Source organism: Muriicola sp. Z0-33 (genome assembly GCF_026126425.1).
Lineage (GTDB): Bacteria > Bacteroidota > Bacteroidia > Flavobacteriales > Flavobacteriaceae > JAFMPW01.
Genome location: NZ_JAFMPW010000002.1, coordinates 305,069 through 324,302, shown reverse-complemented (window position 1 = coordinate 324,302; position 19,234 = coordinate 305,069). Strand labels below are relative to the sequence as shown.

Annotated in this window: 15 protein-coding genes; 7 read left to right on the top strand and 8 right to left on the bottom strand. The window is 40.0% G+C overall.

Translation table 11 applies throughout. From position 1 onward, the window contains the following. Positions 1 to 5: 5 nt before the first annotated feature. Positions 6 to 1,190: a DUF1624 domain-containing protein gene (locus J1G40_RS04305; RefSeq protein WP_265241296.1), complete on the bottom strand. Its 1,185-nt coding sequence runs from the start codon at positions 1,188 to 1,190 to the stop codon at positions 6 to 8. Between the two features lie 170 nt (positions 1,191 to 1,360). On the opposite strand from J1G40_RS04305, the gene J1G40_RS04300 reads away from it, so the two are divergent. From J1G40_RS04300 to J1G40_RS04280, 5 genes are all read left to right on the top strand, one after another. Next, positions 1,361 to 1,894, top strand: a complete 534-nt coding sequence (locus tag J1G40_RS04300) for an NADPH-dependent FMN reductase (protein ID WP_265241294.1) — start codon at positions 1,361 to 1,363, stop codon at positions 1,892 to 1,894. 5 nt (positions 1,895 to 1,899) lie between these two features. After that, positions 1,900 to 3,195 carry an anthranilate synthase component I family protein gene (locus J1G40_RS04295; protein ID WP_265241293.1) on the top strand — a complete coding sequence of 432 codons (1,296 nt, stop codon included), beginning with the start codon at positions 1,900 to 1,902 and terminating at the stop codon, positions 3,193 to 3,195. Positions 3,196 to 3,268: 73 nt separating this feature from the next. Beyond that, on the top strand, positions 3,269 to 4,576 hold the full coding sequence (gene tilS / locus J1G40_RS04290) for a tRNA lysidine(34) synthetase TilS (RefSeq protein ID WP_265241291.1): 1,308 nt from the start codon (positions 3,269 to 3,271) through the stop codon (positions 4,574 to 4,576). Then, a complete protein-coding gene (locus J1G40_RS04285) occupies positions 4,564 to 6,558 on the top strand; it encodes a protein-disulfide reductase DsbD family protein (protein ID WP_265241289.1) in 1,995 nt (664 codons plus the stop codon). The genes tilS and J1G40_RS04285 overlap by 13 nt, the downstream gene beginning before the upstream one ends. A 229-nt stretch (positions 6,559 to 6,787) precedes the next feature. Then, complete coding sequence (locus J1G40_RS04280) at positions 6,788 to 9,187, top strand: penicillin acylase family protein (RefSeq protein WP_265241288.1); 2,400 nt, start codon at positions 6,788 to 6,790, stop codon at positions 9,185 to 9,187. Positions 9,188 to 9,442: 255 nt separating this feature from the next. On the opposite strand, the gene J1G40_RS04275 is transcribed toward J1G40_RS04280, so the two are convergent. The 4 genes from J1G40_RS04275 to J1G40_RS04260 all read right to left on the bottom strand — a co-directional run bounded on the left by J1G40_RS04275 (position 9,443) and on the right by J1G40_RS04260 (position 12,572). Further along, entirely contained in the window at positions 9,443 to 10,234 is a 792-nt protein-coding gene (locus J1G40_RS04275; protein WP_265241287.1) for a DUF6090 family protein, read from the bottom strand. After that, entirely contained in the window at positions 10,231 to 10,968 is a 738-nt protein-coding gene (locus J1G40_RS04270; RefSeq protein WP_265241286.1) for a DUF6090 family protein, read from the bottom strand. Before J1G40_RS04270 ends, J1G40_RS04275 begins: the two co-directional genes overlap by 4 nt. 12 nt (positions 10,969 to 10,980) lie before the next feature. After that, positions 10,981 to 11,763, bottom strand: coding sequence for a DUF6090 family protein (locus J1G40_RS04265; protein ID WP_265241284.1), 783 nt, complete (start codon positions 11,761 to 11,763; stop codon positions 10,981 to 10,983). Between the two features lie 89 nt (positions 11,764 to 11,852). Then, complete coding sequence (locus J1G40_RS04260; protein ID WP_265241282.1) at positions 11,853 to 12,572, bottom strand: DUF6090 family protein; 720 nt, start codon at positions 12,570 to 12,572, stop codon at positions 11,853 to 11,855. A gap of 200 nt (positions 12,573 to 12,772) precedes the next feature. On the opposite strand from J1G40_RS04260, the gene J1G40_RS04255 reads away from it, so the two are divergent. Together J1G40_RS04255 and J1G40_RS04250 are read left to right on the top strand one after the other, a co-directional pair. After that, positions 12,773 to 14,308, top strand: coding sequence for a YifB family Mg chelatase-like AAA ATPase (locus J1G40_RS04255; protein WP_265241280.1), 1,536 nt, complete (start codon positions 12,773 to 12,775; stop codon positions 14,306 to 14,308). Positions 14,309 to 14,388: 80 nt separating this feature from the next. Then, positions 14,389 to 14,751: a four helix bundle protein gene (locus J1G40_RS04250; RefSeq protein WP_265241635.1), complete on the top strand. Its 363-nt coding sequence runs from the start codon at positions 14,389 to 14,391 to the stop codon at positions 14,749 to 14,751. A gap of 114 nt (positions 14,752 to 14,865) precedes the next feature. On the opposite strand, the gene J1G40_RS04245 is transcribed toward J1G40_RS04250, so the two are convergent. From J1G40_RS04245 to J1G40_RS04235, 3 genes are all read right to left on the bottom strand, one after another. Continuing rightward, positions 14,866 to 15,579: a DUF6090 family protein gene (locus J1G40_RS04245; RefSeq protein WP_265241278.1), complete on the bottom strand. Its 714-nt coding sequence runs from the start codon at positions 15,577 to 15,579 to the stop codon at positions 14,866 to 14,868. Positions 15,580 to 15,655: 76 nt separating this feature from the next. Next, the gene (locus tag J1G40_RS04240; protein ID WP_265241276.1) at positions 15,656 to 16,372 is read right to left on the bottom strand and encodes a DUF6090 family protein; all 717 of its coding nucleotides are present in this window, start codon (positions 16,370 to 16,372) and stop codon (positions 15,656 to 15,658) included. Between the two features lie 507 nt (positions 16,373 to 16,879). Beyond that, positions 16,880 to 19,126 (bottom strand): carbohydrate binding family 9 domain-containing protein, encoded by a 2,247-nt coding sequence (locus tag J1G40_RS04235; protein ID WP_265241274.1) that lies wholly within the window; start codon positions 19,124 to 19,126, stop codon positions 16,880 to 16,882. Positions 19,127 to 19,234: the final 108 nt, after the last annotated feature.

The window sequence follows — 19,234 nt, the reverse complement described above, 5'->3', positions numbered from 1 at the left end:
GCGAATTAATTCTTGACCACTCCTATTGCCCTTAGCAAGCGGGTAAAAGAACTTTTTAATACCCTCTGAATTGCAAGGTACAAAGGCGCTATTAATTGCCATAAAGCGCCTATCGCCATATTCAGGCTAGCTTTTATCTTCTCTTCATGTGTATCGTATAAAAGTGCCAGGTAAGAACATAGCACCATAAAACCAATGGCTCCTGTAATGGCAAGCGTGGGGTTCAGTGAATGATTGAAGTAATAATAAAGCCCCATTCCTGTAAAACTACCATAGAGGATAATAAAATGAATTACATAAATAGATAAGGTGTTTTGGCCTGTCCGTAAAAACGTTTTGTTCTTTAGATATTCACGGAATAACATAAATATGGCAAAGACCACCAAAACATCACCCAGGCGAATAAACAGATAATTGTTAGAATAAATGGCTTTGAATAATCCGATACCACTCCATTCTGAAAGTGACACAAAAAAACTGGACGAGAAGTAGATCAGGGCCAAACCAGAAATTGCGGTTATTGGAATAGCTGCATGGTATAAGTTTTTGGCATTTTTATAATGGGTAAAGATGGTTGCCAAAAATCCTCCAAAGGCGGTATATCCCAACCATGGAATAATTGTAAATACAGAACCATTAGCCCTGGATATGTAATTGGCAAGAGCAGCAGGCATAAAACTTAAATCCCATTGTTTATAAGCCGGCTCAAAAAGAAATAAAACCAAAGTAATCGCCAATAAGCTCACCGGGAAATATATTTTCTTGCTGTTATGGGTCAAAAGATATACCCCAATTATTGCCAGGATGGATAAACCTATGCAATGCAGCACATCTACCAGAAAAAACGATTTGTATATTACCCCTTTAAATAGCCCAAACAGGTTTAGCCGAAGCAGGTAGGCAATTACTAAAAGTTGTAAGCCTCTTTTGACTCCTTTTTTTATCCTGGGGTTTTCCAGTCCCCGCTGTGGTACCTTGATCAGCAGATAGGTAAAAATAAAACCGGAAACCGTAAAGAATACGGGAGCAGTAATACCCCTAAAATATTTCCATACCACATAAGCGCTATTTGCAGGGTCCCTAAAGGCGTTGTCCAGAAGTCCGTCTATAAAATGCCCCTGTAGCATCATAAGAATTGCCCATGCCCGCATAGCGTCAATAAAATATAATCTGGCAGTTTTCTTTTCCAATAGGGTGCTGATTAAATTAAGATCTAAATAACTTTTCTACACTGCTTTCTTAATTCCTATATACTTGTTTAACAGTGTCTTTGGATGTTAACGCTGCAAAATTAGCTAAAATGCTCGCAATTCAGATCGAATTGAGGTATTTTCGTTGCTCGAACTTTTTAAACGATTTTATGGCTCAAATATTGGCATTCGCAGGAAGCAATTCCTCTACTTCCATCAACTATAAACTAGTTAAATATACCACCGGTTTAATAACCGATCACGACATTCAACTATTGAATATGTCGAATTTCCCTTTCCCGATGTACAGTGAAGATCTGGAGAAAGAGAAAGGATTTTCCAATTCCTTAGTGGAGTTAAAAGACGATATAAGGAATGCCGATGGTCTTATAATTTCGGTGAATGAACATAACGGAGGCCCTTCCGCTTATTATAAGAACCTCCTGGACTGGCTCTCCAGGCTGGAGCGTAAATTCCTTACAGATAAAAAGGTATTGCTTATGTCTTGCTCGCCCGGGGGCAGGGGTGCTATTGGCTCGTTGGAGTACAGCCAGAATATATTGCCCCGGTACGGTGCAGAAATTGTCACAAGTTTTTCATTGGCCAATTTTGGAACAAATTTTAACCAAAATCAGGGGATAACAGCTGTAGAACTGGCCACAAAACACGGTGATGCACTAGAAGAATTCTTGTCCAAACTTTAGATGTCTTGCGAAAAGAAATAACTTTTAAGTTAAAGAATTTAAAGGTTTTTAAGAGCCAGTTGCTGCAGTGGGCATCCCAATTCCATGAAGTTGCGTGGTTAGACAGTAATGAACACAGTACCAACTACCATACTTACGATGCAATTCTGGCGGTTGATGCCCTGACATCGCTTAAGACAGATTATACAGATGCCTTTGATCAGCTTCAAGAATATCATAAGCAAACAGGCGATTGGCTTTTTGGTTATTTGTCTTATGACTTAAAAAATGATGTGGAAGCCCTTAGTTCCGATAACGCCGATGGGCTGGAGTTCCCCGACCTTTATTTTTTTCAACCCAAGAAGCTTATTTCCATAAAGGGAGAAAATGTGGTATTCAGCTATTTGAATATGGTTGCTGATGAAATTAATGAAGATTTCAAAAAGATTACACGGCAGTCAGTTTATCAGGATTCACCCAGCACAGAAGGGGAGGTCAAAATTAAACTTCGGATTTTTAAAGATGCCTACTACAGCCAAGTTCAAAAAATGTTGGCGCATATTCACAGGGGCGATATATACGAGGCTAATTTTTGCCAGGAATTTTACGCGGAGAACACTGTTGTTGATCCGCTGAAGATATACAGGAATCTCAATGCTATTTCCCAGGCACCCTTTGCAGCTTACCTGAGGCTGGAAGACAAATACCTGCTATCTGCAAGCCCTGAACGCTACTTGCTAAAGCAAGGGAATAAGGTAATTTCACAGCCTATTAAGGGTACTGCAAAACGATCTGAACAACCGGCAGAGGATCTTGATCTTAAAAACAGATTAAAGAACGATGCGAAAGAAAGGGCAGAAAACATCATGATTGTAGACCTTGTACGGAACGACCTTTCTAAAAGTGCGCTTAAGGGTAGTGTTGAGGTAGAGGAACTGTGTGAAGTGTATTCCTTTAAGCAAGTGCATCAAATGATATCTACAATTACCGCTTTAGTTTCGGAAAACAAAAACCCGATCGATATAATAAGGGAAACCTTTCCCATGGGCAGTATGACAGGGGCGCCAAAAGTATCGGCCATGAAGATAATTGAAGATTTAGAGGCTACCAGGAGAGGTTTGTACAGTGGCGCTGTAGGGTATATTAGCCCGGAGAATAATTTCGACTTCAACGTTGTAATAAGGAGCATCCTATACAATCAGAGCCGTCAGTTTGTTTCTTATTCCGTGGGCAGTGCTATTACTTCTAAAGCTGTTCCTGAAAAGGAATACGAAGAATGTCTTTTAAAGGCCAAGGCGATGCGGCAGGTATTAGAAGCCTAGAACAATACGTAGTGTAAATTACTTGGACGTATCCAAAATTGGTTACGGCAGCAACTTTAAGTACTTTTGACAGGTGCTAAGCGAATTCAAAAAACATATTGAATATAATTTCCCCGCCCTCCTGCAGTCACCATTTTTGTTGGCCTGTAGCGGAGGTATAGACAGTGTGGTTTTAGCCCATCTGTGCGCGGCCTGTAATTTAAAATTCGCACTGGTTCATTGCAACTTCAGATTGCGCGGAGAAGAAAGTGATGCGGATGAGGAATTTGTGAAGGCATTGAGTAAGGAACTGAACCTAAAATATTTTGTAAAAGGTTTTGATACAGAATATTATGCAAATTTAAATAAAGTGTCAGTTCAGATGGCTGCAAGAGATTTGCGATACTCCTGGTTTGAAGAATTAAGAGGTAAGGAAAAGTATAGTTATTTGGTTACTGCACATCAGGCCGATGATAATCTGGAGACATTTCTCATTAATCTTTCAAGAGGAACTGGGATTGAAGGACTCAATGGAATTACAGAGCGCTCCTCAACTATTTTGCGCCCATTGTTGGTTTTCACCAGGCAGGATATTCAGCAGTATGCAACTAAGAACAAGCTGTCATGGAGGGAAGATTCCAGCAATGATGATCGCAAATACCTCCGCAATAAGATCAGGCATGAGATAGTGCCAAAATTAAAAGAACTGCATCCAACCTTTGACAAGAATTTCGCTAAAACATTAAAATACCTTGCAGGTACATCGGCCTTGGTAGATGAGCATATCTCCGATCTAAAAAAGACACTACTTCAACCCCATAAAGACCACTATCGAATTTCGGTGAAGGAGCTGAGTATGCTCTCGCCATTAGAGCCCCATATCCACGCCATATTCAAAGAATTTGGATTTACGCAATGGGAAGATATTTTAGGACTGTTGACCACCCTTAGCGGTAAGGAAGTAAGATCTGGCACGCATCGACTTATCAAAGACAGGGATGAATTGCTATTACAGGAATTAAAGCCCGGTAAAGCTACCCCCGACATGTATTTTCTGGACGATCCAGATTCCAGGCCGCCTTTGCAGCTGTTGCAACAGCGTGTTAATGAGATCTCAGAAACTGCCGATACCATACTATATGTTGATAAGGAAACGTTAAATGATAGACTAAGTGTAAGGAAATGGCAGAATGGTGACTATTTTTACCCTTTGGGAATGAAGGGGAAAAAGAAGGTTGCCAAATTCTTTAAAGACGAGAAAATGGACCTGATTGCTAAAGAAGCACAATGGTTACTATGCTCTGGGAATGATATTGTCTGGGTCATAGGTAGGCGGGCAGATGATAGGTTTAAGGTGACAGGTAAAACAAAGAAGATTTTAAAAATCACATGGGTAGAATAAGTATAAAATGGCTGGTTGTAGTACTCCTTTTCATAGGTACTCCGGTACTTTCCCAAACGGAGGACAATCCTGTATTATGGTCGCATGAGGTGACTACCCTGGAGGATGATACTTTTGAACTTGTATTTAAGGCAGAAATCCTTGAGGGCTGGCATGTCTATTCTCAATATACTGCTGATGGTGGCTCCTTACCCAGTGTTTTTACCTTTCTGAAAGCCAATGAAGATTATGAACTCCTGGGGAAAACTAAAGAAAGCCAGACCATAAAAGAGTACAGTGAGATTTTTGAAGTGGAGGAAACTTTCTTTAAAAAAAATGCGGTTTTTACTCAAAAGATAAAGCTTTTAAAACCCGGACTTTCCCAGGTAGATGTTGATCTGTTTTATCAGGTGTGTAAGGAAGTTTGCATACCTATGGATCGGGCCTTTAGTTTCTCTTTAACCGGTGAAGCCGTGGTAATTAATGAAAAGGAATTAGACGAACGCAGCCTGGCCATGAGCAGCGCCCTGAAGCTAGAGCTTAAGAATAAAGAAATATTGCTTACCGAGGAAGGTGAAGGAATAAAAGGTAGCTCGGGTCTATGGATGATTTTTGGATTAGGATTCTTAGGAGGTCTAATTGCACTGCTTACCCCATGTGTATTTCCGATGATCCCCTTAACGGTATCTTTCTTCACCAAGCAATCCGAAAATAAATCGAAAGGCATCGTCAATGCGATGCTTTACGCATTTTTTATTGTTCTTATCTATTTTCTATTGAGTCTTCCCTTTCATGTGTTCGATTCAGTTGATTCGCAAATTCTTAATACTATTGCCACCAATATATGGCTTAACATCCTCTTCTTTATAGTCTTTGTATTTTTTGCATTTTCATTTTTTGGCTATTACGAATTAACCCTTCCCAATTCGTGGGCAAATAAAATGGATGCAGCTTCCTCTAAAGTAGGAGGGGGGTTGGGAATATTCTTTATGGCAGTTACCCTGGCTATCGTTTCATTTTCCTGTACAGGGCCAATTTTGGGAGGTTTATTGGGAAGTACCACCCTTGCCGTTGGTGATGTTGCTACAAACTTAACTGCCGGGATGGTAGGCTTTGGACTGGCACTGGCATTACCATTTGGATTGTTTGCCCTTTTCCCTGCCTGGCTCAATACCCTCCCTAAATCAGGGGGCTGGATGAACACGGTTAAAGTTGTTCTGGGATTTCTTGAACTGGGATTGGCACTTAAATTCTTATCAAATGCGGACCTGGTAGGGAATTGGGGATTGCTAAAGCGCGAGGTTTTTGTGCTGCTCTGGATTGTTCTTGCACTGTTGATGACGGTATATTTATTTGGAGGATTCAGATTCACTCAACAGGGACCTAAACAAAAAATTACGCTTCCAAGGAAATTATTCGGATTGCTTAGCGCCCTTTTTACCCTGTACCTGATATCCGGACTGGGAGGATTTAGTTCCTTAAAACAGCTAAGTGGTTTTCCACCACCAGATTTCTACAGTGTTTTTGAGCAGGATAGTGATTGCCCGCTGGGAATAGACTGTTTTAAAGATTTTGATGAAGGGGTGGCTTATGCACAAAAGATAAATAAACCCATACTGCTAGATTTCACTGGGTGGGCATGTGTGAATTGCAGAAAAATGGAGGAGAATGTATGGAGTGAACCCGATGTTTATCCACTGATCAAAGAGGATTATGTACTAATTTCTTTGTACGTAGATGACAGGAAAGAATTGCCGAAGGAACAACAGTTCAGCTACAAATATGATTCCGGAAGGGTAAAGGACATTAACACCATTGGTGAAAAGTGGGGCACTTTTCAAACGGTGAATTTTGGAGCGGCTTCACAGCCCTATTATGTATTACTTTCCCCGGATCTGGAAGTGCTGAGTCCGGCCATTCAGAACACAGACAGCGATACCTATAGAGAGTGGCTTAAATCTGGTCTGGAGCACCATAAATTATCTGCCAGTTTGAAAGAATAATAGCAAAAGCAACAAACATTTATTACAAATTTTTGCGGTAATCTTTTAAATTCCAATTTTATTGTATCCTCAAAAGTACTCGCTTGGAATCTAGTGTATACCTTCTAATGTCTGTTTGGTAGTTAAAAACCTCTAGCATTAGAACTGCGCAATTCCAATAAAACGCCCATAACCCCTCTTTTTTAATAGGTGGAATACCGCTATCTTTATGGGGCAAAAAAATCAACAGGTGAAAAAACTTATAAAGTTAGGCTGGGTGCTTGGGGCGATTGTTGTATTAGTGGCTATTTTGTCATTTGTCTTTATACAGACATTAAAGCCAGATTACGAAGGGGAAAAGGAATTTACCCAACTGGGAGATACCGTTGAGGTATATTATGACGGCTATGGAATTCCGCATATTTATGGTCAGAGCGAGGAAGACGCCTTTAGGGCCCTGGGGTATGTTCATGCGCAGGACCGGCTTTGGCAGATGGACCTGCTAAGAAGAATTGCACGTGGCGGACTCTCGGAAGCTTTTGGAAAAGATCTTATTCTTACAGATAAGTTTATGCTCTCTCTGGGGATAGACGATGCTTCTACTCAAAGTGTTTCACAGTTAGACGGCGATAGCCAATCGGCCCGGATTTCTCAGGCGTATTTAGATGGGGTAAACAAATTTATAGCCGAGGGGCCAACACCTATTGAGTACTATTTAACAGGATTAGAGAAAGAAACTTTCCAGATCAAAGACATTTACAATTCCATTGGTTATATGGCCTTCTCTTTTGCTATGGCACATAAAACAGATCCATTGCTGTCTGAAATTAAAAGTAAACTGGGCCCTGCTTATTTAAAGGATCTGCAGATAGATTCGGATACCAGTACCGTGCGAATTAAGAATTATCCGGAAGTTGACCAGGATTCCACAAAAAATACCCTAAGCGCATTTACGGCAACAGCATTGAAAGGTTTACCACTTCCCCAGTTTGTTGGTAGCAATAGCTGGGTGATTGGTGCTGAAAAGACTAAAAGTGGTAAAGTTATCCTTGCTAATGACCCACATATAGGTTTTGCCCAACCATCGGTATGGTATGAAGCCCATGTGACTGCCCCAGGCTATGAAATGTACGGGTATCATCTGGCAGGCATCCCTTTTCCGGTACTGGGACACAACAGGGAAATTGCTTATGGGATTACCATGTTAGAGAATGACGACATTGATTTTTATTACGAACAGACCAACCCTGCGGATAGCACACAATACAAATCTGGTGAAGATTGGGCATCTTATGAAATTCTGACCAGAAGCATTAAAGTAAAGGACACTACGGATGTGGTCTTTAGCTATAAAAAAACTAAGAATGGCCCTGTGCTCAATGGCATAGCCAATCAGGTCAGGGGAGAACGGCCTATTAGTATGTCCTGGATTTATACCCAGTTAGACAATAAGAATTTAGACGCTTTTTACGATGTGAGTCATGCTACGGACTTAGACTCATTTAAAGCCGCACTGAGAAATATTCATGCCCCGGGTCTTAACCTGATGTACGGCGATGCAGAAGGTAATGTGGCCTGGTGGGGTACTGCCAAATTATATGAGATGCCAGAGGGGGCGCATACCAAATTTGTTCTCAATGGCAGCACCGGTGATGAAAGACCTATTCGTTATAAGGACTTTTCTGAGAATCCTCATGCTGTGAACCCTGGTTCAAATTATGTGTACTCTGCAAACAATCAGCCCGACGCCATGGGCAGCAAGCTCTACCCGGGTTATTACCTTCCCGAAAACCGCGCAAAAAGAATTGTTGAATTACTGGAGCAAAAAGATGACTGGGACAAGGACGCCGTAAGTAAAATGATTACGGATCACACTTCTACGGTGAATGTTGATATTGTTAAGGAATTGGGCAAGCTTGTAGATGTAAAGCAATTATCTGATGAGGAAATTGTCTTGGTTGATGCGATGAGTACCTGGGAGGGAGACTATCCTTTAGAAAGTGTCGCAGCCACGCTTTATCACAAATGGATCTTTTACCTTTTAAAGAATACTTTTGAAGACGAATTGGGAGAGGAATTGTTTACGCAGTTTTTAAGTACCCATTTCCATAAACGGCTAATTGCACCTATGGTGAGTACCCCGGATTCTGTATGGTGGGATAATATGAATACGACCGAGGTTGAGGAAAACCAAAGAGACATTGTAAACGGTGCCTTGCTGCAGGCCATTGATTCGTTAAGGGGATTGTTTGGAAATGATCCGACTAAGTGGACCTGGGGAAGGATACATTCGGTTGAGCACGGACACCCTATAGGGCAGGTAGCTTCTATGCGCCAGTTTTTTAATGTCGGGCCTTTCCCGGCTACTGGAACAAGGGAAGTAATAAATAATATGGCATTTACCTATGGCGATGGCGAATTGTTCAATGTGAAACACGGCCCTTCTACCAGAAGGGTAATAGACTTCTCTGATATTGAAAACAGCATTAGTATTTTGCCCACCGGCCAATCCGGGAACCCTTTTAGCGACCACTATGACGATCAGGCAGAGATGTATGTCAACGGGGAGTTTAGAAAAATGATGATGAATAAGGAGGAGATCATCTCCACTGCTGAATCCAAACTTATATTTAAGCCCGGTCCTGAGTAATCCTCATTTATTTAAACGTATTGCATGCGTGTTTGTGAAAACCCAAAACCGGCTTGTTGGGTCATAGGTCTTTCCGGAATCCTCATCATACCATCTCCGATGTGCTGGTGGTAGGGAACGGTTTTGTACCTTCCTGCCGCAGGTAGGTATGAGCTGTTTAAATGGTTTATTCATGGTGTTAGCCTTTCCGTATTTATTAAATCGTATGTATAATAATCCTCATAGGGTTTTATTTGCATACGACCTTACCATTGATTAATTCTCCATTTTCTGAATACCCCTATTATTTAGCTCTTCAATGATTAGTTGTGAAATTCGTTTATAGTCATCTCTAAGTGGAATTGCATTAATTAAATAAATGTAAATGTCTTGAGTTATATTAGCAATGAGATTATAATATTTGATATCCTCTATAAGATCCTTTCTAATTGGAGCCAGCTTATTAGCCATACTAATAGGATAATAATTACCTGGCCACGCACTACTGTAATTGCCCTCCTTCACGATCGCTCTGGGGATTATAGAATTTTCATATTCTTCTAAATTTTTAACGCTTTCTACAAATCGTTCCTCCACATGTTTGAAACGATCTACAAGAGTAGGCCAATTTGTAAGCAGGACTTTCAATGAATCATTCTGAATCCGATCGATACCGCCTGAGTTTACTAAGCTGTTTAGAACAGTATTAATGCCACCCCAGACAGCAATATTAGTATTAGGAGAATTGGCGGCAATTTTTTGTACAATGGGAATAGTGTCGTCTGTAATTAAATTTAGATAGGATCTACATTGTTTTTCCTGTGTCTTTCTTTTTTCTATTAACTGATCGAGTTTGATCTGATTTTCATCAAATTCTAGCTTTAAGTTGATCAGTGCCTCGTTCTCTGCTTTTCTGTCTTTTTGGTCTTCATTCCAATTATTAATTGAAAGGGCGATCAAAATACCGATGACAACTAATATGATTTCCCCTATGGCGTATCTGCCGTATTTGAACAATTTGTTGTCATCAGCTAGTTTTTTCCGGATTTTACGAAAGAAGTTGATCATTGTTTATCTCTCAAAATGGTTTGTAATATTTTGTTTTTTTCCTTCAATGCGCCTAGTGTATTCAAAGCGTTTGATGTGCTCATTCTGAGTTTCATCAGCAAACCTTTAAAATCTGTATCATTAAAATGTTTTGAAACTGTATCCATGTCAATTAAATTCCGATCAATATCACTGTTATCATACCTTTGCGGGCTAAAATAGCTGTCAATTTTCGAGGCATTTATATTTTTAAAATAATCCCTTACATCATTTTTTATAATAAGTTCAAGACGTACAGCGTCCGAGAGGGCGGCATTTTCATATTTAATATAATCATTGACCTCTCGTCTTATTCGGAGGTCTTTAATAAACTCCAATTCGGTTAGCTGATTCTTGCCGGAAACCAGATCAAGTTCCGGAGCTCTATTAACCTGTCCTATACTGAATGCGCTATCCTGCCTTCCATCGTTCTGCGAAAGCTCATAGAGGTAATAATGCAAGTCCTGCTTTAGTCTAAGAATTGTTATCATCTCGTTAATAGTCGCCTCATCATCTTGAATGTCATTGAGGATGTTTTGATAGCGCTGTTCTTCAATCTTCCTTTCCTTAATTTCTTCATTCCAATTATTGATTGAGAGGGCAATTAAAATACCAATAACAACAAGTACAATCTCCCCCACAGCATATTTGAGGTATTTGCGTGTTTTATTTTTCTCCATAAGGTTGTAGCGTATTTTACGAAAGAATTTAATCATTTATAAATAAGTTCAAAATGAAGGTTTAACAATAGAATCTATACGCTGAATATTCGCACCCATTCGTTGATAAATGGGTAATAATGTGTTGGTATGTGTGACCAATTCCGCTAATAAGTTTAAAAAAGTTCGATCTTGTAACAAATTTGAATAGTCACCGGCATTTGCGGACAAAGGCTCATAATCAAAATCTTCAACTTTATTAATAGCATCATTGTTTACTGCAATATTGATTATTGAAATGTAGTCCACCTGTCTATTTAAAGCTGGACTTAAATGGTTGTCCACAAAATTGTTTTGCAGCTCTTCATAAGCGGCTAATAACTGTAAATTGGCCTTTAATTGTGTCAACTCTTGACGTAACTTTTTGGACCTTAGAAGGTTTAGCTTACCAGAAGCAATTAACTCATCGTAAATACTGGTTTGGTTAGATTTCCCCATCAGAAAACGTTTTTTTACATCAAAAAGGCATTGTTCTACGTGCCTTCTCAAACTATCATGCATTGGTATTCCACTTAATTTAATCAGTTCTCTTGCCCCGTTAACTACTTCAGTATATTTTTTTAATCCGCGTTGATGCTGAAACCTGTTATGATTCATTTTTTTTGCAATTGCGTCAAATAATAGTACTTCTTCATTTTTATCGAGCCTGTTTTGGTTCCAATTATTTACTTGTAATGCCAGCAGAATACCTATCATTACCAATACAATCTCCCCAATGGCATATAATAGGTATTTTGAGAATTTGTTTTGGGTAAGAAGACGTTGTCTTAGGTGTCTGAAGAAGTTGATCATGTTTGTTTATTTTTAATTTCAATGCGGCAAGCTGGTATCCACACACCCCAGCTGGCCATAGTTTTCGCTCTGCCCTCTATATAAGTTTATCATTCTTCTATATAATTATCTATAGCTGAAACTAAGGCTTTTATAGAGGTTGATGCTTTCTCATAATTAACAACTTGATTGTTTAATGTTAATAATCGATAATCGATAACATTATGGTAATAACTGTCATTCCAAATAAATTTGAAATCATTTGGCGTTGCAAACTTTGAAAATGTTGGGTGGTTGAAATTATTTAAATAATAAGAGCGATTTACTTCGTTAATCGACATCTCTAATTCATTAATCCAATTAAGCATTTTATAGTTGCTTTCAAAAAGTTGAACAATTTGGAACCGAATGTTCTCGTCTTTAATAAGGTCTAATCCTGCGGATTTCAGGTCTTCGTAAAAGGCACTATTCGGTTGAAGTAAGCGCATTCCGTAAATTACCCCAAATAAAGTGTCTAACTCTTTAGTATATTCATAGTCTTTATTTTCTAAAAGCGATTGTAAATGCTTTATATCAGAAATTGAATTGTTTACATGTAATTGCCCAGCAATAATAAGATCCAGATCTACTAACACCCCTTTTTTTATTTCGGATAGCGTCTTTATTTCCGATTGTTTTTCAATCCTCTCATTATTCCAGTCGGAAATTGACAGGGCTAATAAAATACCAATCAATACTAAAAAAATTTCACCAATGGCATACAGCAGATACTTGCTGAATTTATTTTCGGTTAACAGTTGTTGTCTAATACGTCTAAAGAACTTGAGCATAGGAAGTAATCGTTGGCAGTTATTCCCTAAGATAAGGAATTGATAAATACGAAATACGAAGTATATTTTTCTAACCTCGTACCTCGTACCTCGTTCTTCCAAATAACTGCAACGCCTTTTCAGGGAATAAATTGATCTTCGCTTTGGCTGTCCGGTTCAGAGGGCCACTAAGAATTAGTCAAAGATCAAAACAAAGCTAAATGCTCACAAAAGTTTATGGTAGTGCCGTATTTGGGGTAGAGGCAACTACCATTACCGCTGAGGTTAATGTAGCTTTGGGCATAGGTTACCATTTGGTGGGCCTTCCGGACAATGCCATTAAAGAAAGCAACTTTAGAATTGCAGCCGCATTATTAAATAATGGGTATAAAATTCCCGGGAAGAAAATTACGCTTAATCTGGCTCCGGCAGATCTCCGCAAGGAGGGTTCTGCTTATGACCTTACTTTGGCCCTTGGGATATTAACTGCTTCGGGGCAAATACTGGGAGAGGGCCTGGAGCAGTATATTATAATGGGTGAACTTTCACTAGATGGCAGCCTGCAACCCATTAAGGGGGCGTTGCCTATTGCCCTCAAAGCCCGTGAAGAAGGATTTAAGGGCTTTATTTTGCCTGTCCAAAATGCCAAAGAAGCCGCAATTGTTGAGGGTTTGGAGGTTTATGGGGTGGGGAATATTAAAGAAGTCATTGCATTTTTTGACAAGGGAGACCCGCTAAAAAGAACTGTAATAGACATACAGGCCGAGTTTTACAAGGCCCTGGAATTCCCGGAATTTGATTTCTCGGATGTTAAAGGGCAGGAAAGTATTAAGCGATGCATGGAAATTGCCGCCGCGGGGGGGCATAATATTATCCTTATAGGCCCTCCAGGTGCCGGTAAAACTATGTTGGCCAAGCGCCTTCCTTCTATCTTACCGCCCATGACCTTGGACGAGGCCCTGGAAACCACCAAGATCCATAGTGTGGTGGGGAAAATCAAAAACAATGGTCTAATGAGTCAGCGGCCGTTCAGAAGTCCGCATCACACCATTTCAGACGTGGCCCTGGTAGGAGGGGGGAGCTATCCCCAGCCAGGGGAAATTTCTTTATCACATAACGGGGTGTTATTCTTAGACGAATTACCGGAGTTTAAAAGGGGGGTACTAGAGGTAATGCGGCAACCATTAGAAGATAGAGAAGTGACCATTTCCAGGGCCAGGTTTACCGTTACCTATCCCAGTAGTTTTATGCTGGTGGCCAGTATGAACCCGAGCCCCGGGGGGTACTTTAACGATCCGGATGCTCCGGTAACTTCTTCCCCAGCAGAAATGCAGCGGTACCTGGGAAAAATTTCCGGCCCTCTATTAGATCGCATAGATATCCATATAGAAGTGACCCCGGTACCTTTTGAAAAACTTTCTGAAGACCGTAAGGGTGAAAGTAGTCTAGAGATTCGCAAGCGTGTAATCGCTGCCAGGGAAATCCAGAACCAACGTTTCAGGGCACTTGACACCGTTCATTATAATGCCCAGATGAACAGCAAGCAAATTCGGGAGTTTTGTGAGCTGGACCTTCCTTCAAAGAGTTTATTAAAGAATGCGATGGAATATTTAAACCTATCGGCCAGGGCATATGACCGTATCCTGAAAGTAGCAAGGACCATTGCCGATCTGGAAGGGGTCATGGATTTAAATGGAAACCACATAAGCGAGGCGATTCAATATCGGAGTTTGGATAGGGAAGGGTGGTTAGGTTAATTAATGTTCGAGGTTGGAAGTACGAAGTACAAGGTGGAATTTTAGGTGACAATATTTAGTAATGAAACTAAAATAGAGTAATACAGGATCTCAAGCTTAGAACTAAAAGATTTGCTGTTGATTGTTGGAAGTTATGCAAAAAAAACCCTAAATCTCGGGAATATGATGCTTGGGAAAGACAGCTAATACGATGCTCAAGTTCAGCAGGAGCAAATTATAGAGCCTCCCAGCGGGCGAAGTCAAAAGCAGATTTTATAAACAAACTAAAAATTGTAGAAGAGGAAGCAGACAAATCTATTTATTGTTTAGAATTATTTGAAGAGGTCCTGGACCCGGGTGAAAATGAAATCAAACAGTTGAAAAAAGAGGCGAATGAGCTTTTGGCGTTAATAGTTGCATCGATTAAAACTGCTTGGAAAAACAAGGACAAACAAAACCGATAATCATATTCTCTTAATTCGTACCTCGTATTTCGTCCTTCCTCATATCACGAGCGTGACGACCGCACCGGTAGGGGAGTGTTAATTAAAAATAGCGTTCTAAACAGTCCCAATTCTTTACTCTTCTTCTAATTCCTCTTTAATAAATTGCAGTACTCTTCTACATTTCTCTAACAATCTGCTTCTCTGTCCATTTAACCAATCCTCACGCTCACTAATGGCCTTTAAATTTTCCAAAAACGATTGATTGCTTTGTACCGAGGCATAATCGTTCGGAATTCTTCTGTTGCTGAAATTATGGATCATGTATTTTGCCACTTCTTCTATATAAACATCTCGAATTGCTTCTGACTCATTAGTTTCAAAGTGCTTCAGCTCACTTTCGAACAGATTTACAATGGCCACTCTCAATTTTGCTGAGGTTAAAACACTAAATCCTTCGTTTTTAAAGATTTCATATCCCGAATAGCTGAGCGTAGTGTTTCGAAAATCTAAACTAGCCACAAAAAAATGGTACTCAAGAGAATCCGAATAAGGTGTTTTATCAACAATGGCGGAGGTGATAATCGCTCTTGAACTATTTAACTCTTTCACTGCCTTGATGGTTTCTTCTAAGGCCTCACAATTCTTAGTTAACGATTCAGACAGTTGACCAAGCACCTCCCGCTCCATAATTCTATCCTTTCTCCATTCATTCCAATTATTAATACTTAAAGCAATCAGAATACCGATGACAACAAGTACAATCTCACCAATGGCATAAAGGAGGTATTTGCTCAACTTGTTTTCAGTTAGAAGTTGTTGACGAATCTTTCGGAAGAATTTTATCATGTGAAGTGGTTGGTTTTTCTTGATAAAGAATGGAGCCGAAGATAGGCAGTAAATAAATACAGCCATTGTTAGTCTTTCATTCTTTCTTTTTTAATTCTCTCAGGATCATTTTATAAAGATTATTAAAACTTTTATTCCATTCTTCTTGCCATCGTATTTGATCCTCTCTGTAGGCCTTAAGGGTTCTGAGTATATTCAGATACGTTTTAGATTGCTTCAATTCCTTGTAATCAATGGGTATCATTTTCGTTCGCATGGCTACTTTTTCAAATAGATTGATTAAGACCGGGTTGGCAGTATGAAAGAAGAAATCTTCCTGTCTTTGCGATAGATTTTCCATCCAACCAGCATCATAAATCCCCAAATATTCTCTAATCGTATCATTTGTTATGAGATTTCTTCCATAAGTTTTAAGGCTTTCATAACCAGCATTTTGGAAGGAGGGAGAACACCATGTCAAAGATTTTGAAAAATGGTATGCCAGTGAATCATGGTAACCAGTGTTCTCTTCCAATTGTTTAAGTATAATATCCACAGAGGCAATTGAATTTTTGTTGCTTTTCAGGCATGCGGTATTTCGGAAAATATTATCTTCTAGTGCAATCAAAATATCATTCAGAATCTGATGTTCAAATTTCTCGGTTTTACGGGCTTCATTCATGTTATTAATCTGCAAAGCAATCAATATCCCTATCACCACCAATAGAATCTCCCCAATAGCATACACTATGTATTTGCTGAACTTGTTTTCAGTTAGTAATTGTTGTCTAATTTTTCTAAAAAACTTTAACATGTGTAGTATTGGTTGGTGGTAGTCTTCCCAAGATACTGAATTATTATCCGGGAATCAGAATTGATAGATAATCGTAAACTGGATGGATTTTAATTGAATTGCACTTCGGTATCATTCAAATTTGTAAAATACATACTTACACATTCGGGTGTATAACCGAAGCTATTCAATACAGGAGTTTGGATAGGGAAGGGTGGTTAGGGTAGGTTTCAGTAATCAGTAATCAGTAATCAGTAATCAGTGAACAGTGAACAGTGAAGAGTAAACAGTGAACACGAGATCTTTTTTGATTATCCTGTGGATGATTGAAAAAGGCTGCGAGATGATACGGCTGGATAAAGTAGACAGTAAAAAGTAAACAGTAAAAAGTAAAAAGTAAACAGTTATCGTCAGCCTGAGGGCCATGTGCTGCAAAGCCCCGTACGGCTGGAAATGAACAATTCATCCTGTTGGGTACCAGAAATCAGGCCCTCTTAGCCTTGATCAACCTTAGTTTAAATATCTACACTAAAAACGATAGGTATAAACCATCTTAAGCGCCCCTCCCTGTTGTATGGTAAAAAACCTTCTGTTCAATGCGGGGTTGTTCTGCCAATTGTGGTTATACACAAAAAAAATGTCGGTTCCGGGAGTAATTATCCATCGAAACCGGGTATTGGTCCCCAGAACTTCGCTTACATCATCAAACTGAATGTTTGACGAGAGCGAAATATCCGGGGTAAAATCAAAGCCTAGATCCAAGCGGAATAAATTGGTATTAAACCCACTATTTTCAGCGGTTACCTTGGTGTATATGTATTGGCTGCCCAGATTAATGCCCGGTACCGGACGAATAGTTAAACCCATCACCAGGTTCGAGATATTCCCAGTCCAGAAACCACCGGCTTCATAGCCAATAGATCCCGATACTTTGCGGAACGATGCGGAAGACGCCTCCAATTCATAGCCCCAATTTGCATAAGCTCCGGGAACCACAACTATAGAGCCATCCCTGAGGATATCAAAATCCTCATCTAAAAACTCAAAGTTCCTGCCCACCTTAAATTCCAGTTGTTCCCCTGATTCGAAGGTAATTTCTCCCAACGTAAATGTAAGGTTCTCGGTAAGTAATTTATTCTCCAGTGAGGTGAGATATTCATAGCGAATACCCCACTCAATTTCTCTTATAAGGGAGCTTTTTTCGAACAAAGGCGAATAGCTAATTCCCGGTTGAAATCTTTTAAATCCGTTACGTCTGTTAAACCCAACTGCCGGGTCGTAGGCCACACCAAATACCCGGTAAGATGCATAAGCAGACCAAGGCCGGTTCGGAAAATTAAAACGTATGCCACGTACCGATCTATCTAGTAGTGAAGTGGTCTGGTCTAATGGGGACGCTGCATTATGTCCTATAAAAAAAGCTGAAAACTGCAATACATTGTCACCCATAAATTCAGAAGTGCTCAAAGTAAGGTCGGTTCCCAGGGTACTTCTATCTTGCACCGGATCCCCTAACAGCACATCGTCTTTAGTGCTTCTTAGGGTATACAAAACCCCTATGGAGCTTTCCTTCCAAAATTCCCGTCTGTACCTTGCCACCGTAAAACTTTCCGGATTCAGCTCCCCTTGCTCCCCGGTACGCACATGTATCAGCGCAATATTGTTCTTCCCCATATTACCTACTAACCTGCCACCGTATTGTATCGGAATGGGCACCCCGTTTACCAGGCCGATCCTGCGACTAAAATAAGGATCCACACCACTTCGTGGGGCAAATGATAAAATGGAGGAGCCCTCAAGGAAAAAATCTCTCTTTTCAGGAAAACGCAAAGGAAAACGTGTAAGGTTTATTTGTCTATCGTCTACCTCTGTCTGTGCAAAATCAGTATTGTATGTGAAAGAGACCTTCAACTGGGAAGTAATATTGTAATTAATATCAAACCCAAGGTCGGCGGAAGTAGTGTTGTCAGACTCATCGTTCTCCTCATCATATTCTTTGCTAGACTGGGTAATGGCATAAGGGACAACTTCTAACCCTATTCCCTGAGACGGGTCAACAAGGCCGGTAAGTATACCGGCATTCTGTGGCCGCAACAGCCCCTGATTTCGTCGATGGCCGGTCCAAAGCAATTCCTCGTTTTTACGACGTATGGTCCTTTGAAAATTAATTCCCCACGTATCGCTTTTAGGATCAAAGTTTATGCTCCTAAAGGGAATCCTGATTTCGGCAGACCAGCCAAAATCACCAATATAGGTCCATGCCTTCCATATACCATCCCAGTCTTTGTTTAAAGTCTGTCCCTGGCCTGAAGAAATGAGACCATCTCCCCGCAATCCCAAAGGATTAATTTCAAAAAAATAAGCCCTTCGTTTGTCCATAAAGGTGTCGAATATCCATCTGAAACGGTCGTCTGTTTGCAGTGATGCATCCCTTTTTTTCTGAAAAGCCTTTATACCTGTTGGATCACTATCATAGCAAATTACCCCGATATAGATATTTTGTTTATCGAAAGCAACCCTTATTTCTGTTCTATCTGTAGGTTCACCGCCCTCTTTGGGTTCTTGCATCAGGAAATTGCCATTACCCGGTATATTTAACCAAAACGACTCATCGACAACACCATCCATCTGAAGCTCAACACCATTGAGTAAATGCCCCTTTATTTCCTTAAGCCCAATCTCATTCACAATATCCTGGCCCAATCCAGGAAACGGGAAAACACACAGCAATACCAGAAATAAGGCCTTAGGAACAATTTTTATTGAGCAATTCATAGTAAACTCTTAACGATACTCCTTTTTGGGTTTTTGCGTATGACGAGACATAAAATTACGGGAAAAGAAAGTAATTATAGGAATCAAATCACTGAAGAGATTTAATAT

Bases quoted from the DNA above. Each gene is read 5' to 3' on its own strand.
- J1G40_RS04255 (WP_265241280.1), top strand. From the start codon at position 12,773: ATGCTCACAAAAGTTTATGGTAGTGCCGTATTTGGGGTAGAGGCAACT.
- J1G40_RS04260 (WP_265241282.1), bottom strand. From the start codon at position 12,572: ATGCTCAAGTTCTTTAGACGTATTAGACAACAACTGTTAACCGAAAAT.
- J1G40_RS04245 (WP_265241278.1), bottom strand. From the start codon at position 15,579: ATGATAAAATTCTTCCGAAAGATTCGTCAACAACTTCTAACTGAAAAC.
- J1G40_RS04235 (WP_265241274.1), bottom strand. From the start codon at position 19,126: ATGAATTGCTCAATAAAAATTGTTCCTAAGGCCTTATTTCTGGTATTG.
- J1G40_RS04300 (WP_265241294.1), top strand. From the start codon at position 1,361: ATGGCTCAAATATTGGCATTCGCAGGAAGCAATTCCTCTACTTCCATC.
- J1G40_RS04275 (WP_265241287.1), bottom strand. From the start codon at position 10,234: ATGATCAACTTCTTTCGTAAAATCCGGAAAAAACTAGCTGATGACAAC.
- J1G40_RS04270 (WP_265241286.1), bottom strand. From the start codon at position 10,968: ATGATTAAATTCTTTCGTAAAATACGCTACAACCTTATGGAGAAAAAT.
- J1G40_RS04285 (WP_265241289.1), top strand. From the start codon at position 4,564: ATGGGTAGAATAAGTATAAAATGGCTGGTTGTAGTACTCCTTTTCATA.
- J1G40_RS04265 (WP_265241284.1), bottom strand. From the start codon at position 11,763: ATGATCAACTTCTTCAGACACCTAAGACAACGTCTTCTTACCCAAAAC.
- J1G40_RS04240 (WP_265241276.1), bottom strand. From the start codon at position 16,372: ATGTTAAAGTTTTTTAGAAAAATTAGACAACAATTACTAACTGAAAAC.